Source organism: Corallococcus sp. AB049A (genome assembly GCF_003668885.1).
GTDB lineage: Bacteria > Myxococcota > Myxococcia > Myxococcales > Myxococcaceae > Corallococcus > Corallococcus interemptor.
Map to the genome: position 1 here is coordinate 1 of NZ_RAWL01000486.1, position 6,029 is coordinate 6,029.

Sequence of the window (6,029 nt, forward strand, 5' to 3'; positions counted from 1 at the left end):
CACTTAAATTATTTACTGCGGTTGAGAAATTTAGAGCTGTAGATCGGGCTGCATTGAAACAAAGAAAACTCATAGTAGCCAAATTAAAATTTTTTTTCAAGCAGAAGACGGCAGACGAGATAGGCTCCGGTCTCGTGGGCTCGGAGATGTGTATAAGAAACAGCACCGCTGGAGAGCACCAGCCGGTGGGGCGCGGCCCCCAGGGCGGAGGCGCATATCAGACACAGCATCAGCGCGAACGCGGACGGCTTCGGATGGAAGGGCATGGGGACGTGGGTGTGGAAGGGATGACCGGACCAGCGATGCAGGCCGCGTTCCGTCCTCTACCGGACTGTCCACCCTCCAGGCCAGCGACCCCCGGGCCCTGGCCCCAGGTCCCGTATGTGGACCCCCGTCCGGATTCCGAGCCCCCTGCCTTGGCTGGCTGCCCCCCAGGTGAGTCACCGGTGGCCCGGGTGCGACGCCCAGCGTCATCCCCACCTTTCCATCCACGAATCCCTTCGAACGCTCGGGCCGCCGAGCCAGTCACAAGGACCCCACTCCATGGATCGCATCTGGAAAGAGAAGGTCATCGTCATCACGGGCGCCTCCAGCGGCATTGGCCGGGCCACCGCGCTGCTGCTGGCGAAGAAGGGCGCCCACGTGGTGCTCGCCGCGCGCCGGGAGGAGCCCCTGGAGGAGCTGGCGGCCGAGTGCGAGTCCCACGGCGTCCAGGCCCTGATGGTGCCCACGGACGTGTCGGACGCGGCGGCCGTGCGGCAGCTGGCGGAGGCCGCGGTGGAGGCCTTCGGCCACTTCGACGGCTGGGTGAACAACGCGGGCGTCTACATGCTGGGCAGCCTGGAGGAGACGCCGGACGAGGCGTTCCGCCAGCTGATGGAGACCAACTTCTTTGGCACGGTGAGCGGCGCGCGCGTGGCGCTGGCGCAGTTCCGGCGCCAGGGCTACGGGACGCTCATCAACGTGTCCTCCACCTTCGGCGCCGTGCCCGCGCCGTACCTGAGCGCCTACGTGGCCTCCAAGTTCGCGGTGCGCGGCTTCTCCGCGTCGCTGCGCCAGGAGCTGATGAACACGGGCATCGACGTGTGCACGGTGATGCCCGCCGCCATCGACACGCCCCTGTGGCGCCACACCGCCAACTACACCGGCTGGCGCATCCGCCCCGCGGAGCCCGTCTACACGCCGGAGCGCGTGGCCCGCACCATCCTGCGCGTGCTGCGCAACCCCCAGGACGAGGTCATGGTCGGCGGCTCCGGCAAGAGCTTCTCCGCGCTGCACAACCTCATGCCCGGCGCTTTCGAGCGCACCATGAAGTCCGGCACGGACGTGCTGCACTTCAAGAACCAGCGCCAGGGCCCCACCTCCGGCAACGTCTTCCAGCCCATGGAGGAGGGGGTGACGGCCTCCGGCGGTTACCACGGCACCGGAAAAACATGGCTGCGGCGGTTGCTGGTGGCGGGCGGGCTGGCGGCCGCGGCGGTGACGCTGCGTCGGCGAGCGGCCGAGCGGCACCTGGAAGCCCGGCTGGCCCATGCCCTGGGGGCGTGAAGACCCTATTCACATAGGGCGTTCCCATGCCGGGGGCGCTTTTCGTGACGGGGCCATGACATGAACTGGGGAAGAGTCGCGCCCGCCATGAACATCGCCGTCCTCGTCAATCTGCGTGCGCGTAAAGGGACCGAAGGGATGGGCGGGCTCGTCAAGGACCTGCTCCCCCGGGCCCGGGTGGCCCTCACCCGTTCCCTGGATGAAGCCCGTGAGTGGGTGGACCAGCTCCGCCACGACCCGCCCAGCCTGCTGCTCGCGGGCGGAGGGGACGGCACCATCACGGGCCTGCTCAACGAGCTGCGCTCCCAGGGGGTCGCCCTGCCGGCCATTGGCGTGCTGCCCCTGGGCACGGGCAACGCCTGGGCGCGCGTCACCGGCGCGCCGCGTCCCCAGGTGGCGCTGAAGCAGATCGCCGCGTACGGCGAGCGCCTGCCGCCCCTGCGTCCCTTCTCCCTGGTGCGGGTGGAGGGCCGGGTGGCGCCCTTCGCGGGCACGGGCTGGGACGCGGAGATGATTCAGGACTTCAAGAACCAGCTGGCCTCCGCCGGGCCGCTGAAGAAGGCGCAGTCCGGCCTGCGCGGCTACCTGGGCGCCATGTTCACGCGCACGGTGCCCCGCCACCTGTTCGGCGAGGGCAACCCGAACGTCTCCGTCTACAACCTGGGGGCTTCCGCGCTGACCATCGACGCGACGGGCGCGGTGCGGCCGCTGCCCAACGGCGGCGAGGGGCAGCTGCTGTACCAGGGCCCCGCGGGCGTGGCGGGCGCGGCGACGACGCCGGAGTGGGGCTTCGGCTTCAAGGCGTTCCCGTTCGCCCAGGCGGTGCCGCACCGGCTGTCCGTGCGCGTGTACGGCGCGGGCGTGATGGAGGCCACGCGCAACATGTTCCGCCTGTGGCGCGGCGAGCACCCCATGCCGCGCATGCACGACTTCTTCGTGGAGCGCCTGCGGATGGACTTCGACCGCGAGGTGCCCTTCCAGATGGGCGGCGACGTGCTGGGCATGCGCCGCTCGCTGGAGTTCGACCTGGCGGAGGAGAACGTCAACCTGGTCGACTGGCGCCGCCTGAGCCGGCTCGTCGCCGTCTAGCGCCGTCACCTCCCTGAAGCGTGCATGAAGGCGCTTGCCGGCACCGTGTCCTCTGGACACGATGCCGGCCGGAGGGTTTCCCAATTGAGCCACACCTATGAGTACCCGCGCCCGGCGGTGACGGTGGACTGCGTCGTCTTCGGGTTGGATGAGGAAGACCTCAAGGTGCTGCTCATCCAGCGCGGCGTGGAGCCCTACCAGGGCCGGTGGGCGCTGCCCGGCGGCTTCGTGCGCATGGACGAGTCCCTGGAGGACGCCGCGCGCCGCGAGCTGGAAGAGGAAGCGGGCCTGCGCACCAGCCACCTGGAACAGCTCTACACGTTCGGTGCGCCAGACCGCGACCCCCGGGGCCGCGTCATCACCGTGGCGTACTTCGCGCTGGTGAAGCTGTCCCAGCACCACCTCCAGGCGTCCACCGACGCGCGCGAAGCCGCGTGGTTCTCCGTCTGGGACACGCCGAAGCTCGCGTTCGACCACGCGGACGTGCTCGGCACCGCGCTGCAGCGGCTCAAGGGCAAGGTGCGCTACCAGCCCATCGGGTTCGAGCTCTTGCCGCCCAAGTTCACGCTGTCGCAGCTGCAGCGGCTGTACGAAACGGTGCTGGAGCGCGAGCTCGACAAGCGCAACTTCCGCAAGAAGATCCTCGCCATGGACCTGCTGGAGGAGCTGGACGAGGTGGAGCAGGACGTCTCCCACCGCGCCGCGCGCCTCTACCGGTTCGACCACAAGAAGTACAAACAGCTCGAGAAGGCCGGCTTCAACTTCGAGCTGTAGGCCCCACCTCTCCCGCGCCCTCCACTGACAGGTTGTCCCTCGTCGCCTTGACTTCGTGTCGTTTGGACACTATGTTGGTGTCATAGATACACGAAGTTGATCGTGCGAGCCCTCTTCGAGGGCCACGGGAGAGCCATGTCCACGCTGCCCTTCGACGTCGCGGTGGGTTCGGTGCAGGGCCGGGAGCACGCGCGTTCGGGGCGCAACAACCAGGACGCCGCCTGCGTCCGGGGGAGCGAGCACGGGCTGGTGGTGGTGGTGGCGGACGGCTGTGGCAGCCAGCCGTGCAGCGAGCTGGGGGCGCAGCTGGGCGCGCGGCGGCTGGCGCAGGCGGCGCAGGCGAGGCTTCAGCGCGGTGAGGCGGTGGACGGCGCGGACTTCCTGCCGGGGCTGAGAGGGGACCTGCTGGAGCTGATGGAGGGCCTGGCGTCCACGCTGGGGCGGGACGTGCTGGGGGACCTGCTCTTCACGCTCGTGGGAGCGGTGATGACGCCGGCGCACACGCTGGTCTTCTCGTCGGGGGACGGGGTGTGGATGCTCAACGGCGAGGTGCACGCGCTGGGGCCGTTCCCGGGCAACGCGCCGCCGTACCTCGCGTATGCGCTGCTGCGCGGGGAGGACGTGGGGCTGGAGCCCCGGGCGCTGGTTCCCACGGACGACGTGCACGCGCTGCTGGTGGGCACGGATGGGGTGGGGGACCTGCTGAACCTCGCGCAGGCACGGCTGCCGGAGCGCGACGAGCCCGTGGGCCCGCTGTCGCGCTTCTGGACGGACGACCGGTACTTCACGAACCCGGACGCGATGCGGCGGCGGCTGGCGCAGCTCAACCGCGAGTCGGTGCGCGCGGACTTCGCGGAGCGGCGGCTGCTGCGCACGCCGGGCCTTCTGACGGACGACACCACGCTGGTGGTGCTGCGCCGCCGGATGGGGAGGGCGTGAGGCCATGGACGTCTGGGTGGAGGGGAAGAAGGTCCGGTTGGATCCGCAGCGGGCGCTGGGCAAGGGCGGCGAGGCGGATGTGTATGACCTGGGGGATGGCCGCGCGCTCAAGGTCTTCAAGCAGCCCGAGCACCCGGACTTCCTGGGCCTGTTGCCCGAGCAGGCCGCGGCGAAGGCCCGGCTCGCGGAGCACCAGCGCAAGCTGCGCGTGTTTCCCTCGGGGCTTCCGGCGCGCGTGGTGACGCCGCAGGCCCTGGCCACGGACAAGAAGGGCGCGGAGGTCCTGGGCTATGCGATGCGCAAGCTCGATGGGGTGGAGCCGCTGCGCCGGTGGAGCGAGCCGGCGTTCCGGCGCGCGGGCGGCAAGGCCTCGGACGCGGTGACGGTGCTGGCGGGGCTGCACCGGGTGCTGACGGCGGTGCACGCGGCCCGTGTCGTGGTGGGGGACTTCAACGACCTGAACGTGCTGACGGTGGGCACGGATGCGTACTTCATCGACGCGGACAGCTTCCAGTTCGGTGCCTTCCTCTGCCCGGTGTTCACGGAGAAGTTCCTGGACCCGCTGCGGTTGGATTCAGGCGCGCAGACGCTGACGCCCGCGCGGCCGGCGACGGTGGACAGTGATTGGTATGCCTTCGCCGTCACCGTGATGCAGTCGCTCCTGTGCGTGGGGCCTCAGGGCGGCATCCACAAGCCGAAGGCTGCCGGTGCCCTACGGCTGAACGCGGTAGGCCGCATGCTCCAGCGCGTCACGGTGTTCCATCCGGACGTGCAGTACCCCAAGCCCGCGCTGCCCCGGGCCTCGCTGCCGGATGAGCTGCTGCACCTGTTCCACCAGGTGTTCGTGGAGGACCGGCGCGGCGCGTTCCCGCTGCCGGTGCTGGAGGGACTTCGCTTCACGGTGTGCGCGTCGTGTGGCCTGGAGCACGCGCGGGACGCGTGTCCCACGTGTCAGCCGCACGCGACGGTGGCGGCCACGCCGGTGTCGGCGGTGCGCGGGCAGGTGACGGCGAAGCGGACGTTCACGACCCGCGGCGTGCTGGTGCACGCGAGCGCGGAGGACGGCGCGGTGCGCTTCGTCTACCACGCGGACGGCGCGTACCGGCGCGAGGACGGCCGCACGGTGATGCGCGGCGAGCTGGACCCGGCGCTGCGCTGGGCGGTGCAGGGGGACGTGACGCTGCTGGGGCACCAGGGCCGCGTGGCGGTGTTCATGCCGGGCCGGGGGCCGGAGTTCCTGGGCGTGGATGTCTGTGAAAACCGGCCGGTGTTCGCGGCCAATGCCAGACACCGCTTCTGGGCGGCGGAGGGCGGGCTGTGGCGCGACGGCACGTACGGCGCCGAGCGCTGGGGGGACGTGCTCCAGGGCCAGACGCGGCTGTTCGTGGGACCCCGCTTCGGCCTGGGCTTCCACCGCGCGGCGGGGCTGCGGGGAGCCTTCCTGTTCAGCGTGGAGCGCAAGGGCCTGCGGGATGGGCTCACGCTGCCGTGGCCCTCGGGACAGCTGCTGGACGCGGAGGCCGTGTTCGACGGCGACGCGGTGTGGCTGCTGCTGGCGGAGGAGTCCAACGGCCGCACGGTGCACCACGCGGTGCTGCTGGGGGCGGACGGGGCGGTGCGCGCGAGCGCCCGGGCCGACGCGGGGGACGGTTCGTGGCTGGGGACACTGCGGGGGAAGT

The 6,029-nt window shown here is 70.5% G+C and carries 5 protein-coding genes; all 5 read left to right on the plus strand.

The features are described from left to right. Window positions 1-543 precede the first annotated feature (543 nt). A complete protein-coding gene (locus D7X55_RS34175) occupies window positions 544-1,548 on the plus strand; it encodes an SDR family oxidoreductase (RefSeq protein ID WP_121725243.1) in 1,005 nt (334 codons plus the stop codon). An 87-nt stretch (window positions 1,549-1,635) separates the two neighbouring features. After that, window positions 1,636-2,637 carry a diacylglycerol kinase family protein gene (locus tag D7X55_RS34180; RefSeq protein WP_120549708.1) on the plus strand — a complete coding sequence of 334 codons (1,002 nt, stop codon included), beginning with the start codon at window positions 1,636-1,638 and terminating at the stop codon, window positions 2,635-2,637. Window positions 2,638-2,721: 84 nt separating this feature from the next. Next, on the plus strand, window positions 2,722-3,411 hold the full coding sequence (locus tag D7X55_RS34185; protein WP_120549709.1) for an NrtR DNA-binding winged helix domain-containing protein: 690 nt from the start codon (window positions 2,722-2,724) through the stop codon (window positions 3,409-3,411). Between the two features lie 135 nt (window positions 3,412-3,546). Continuing rightward, window positions 3,547-4,350: a protein phosphatase 2C domain-containing protein gene (locus D7X55_RS34190; protein ID WP_120549710.1), complete on the plus strand. Its 804-nt coding sequence runs from the start codon at window positions 3,547-3,549 to the stop codon at window positions 4,348-4,350. A 4-nt stretch (window positions 4,351-4,354) separates the two neighbouring features. Further along, window positions 4,355-6,029: hypothetical protein (locus D7X55_RS34195; protein ID WP_121725244.1), on the plus strand; the 1,675-nt coding region annotated here is incomplete at its 3' end.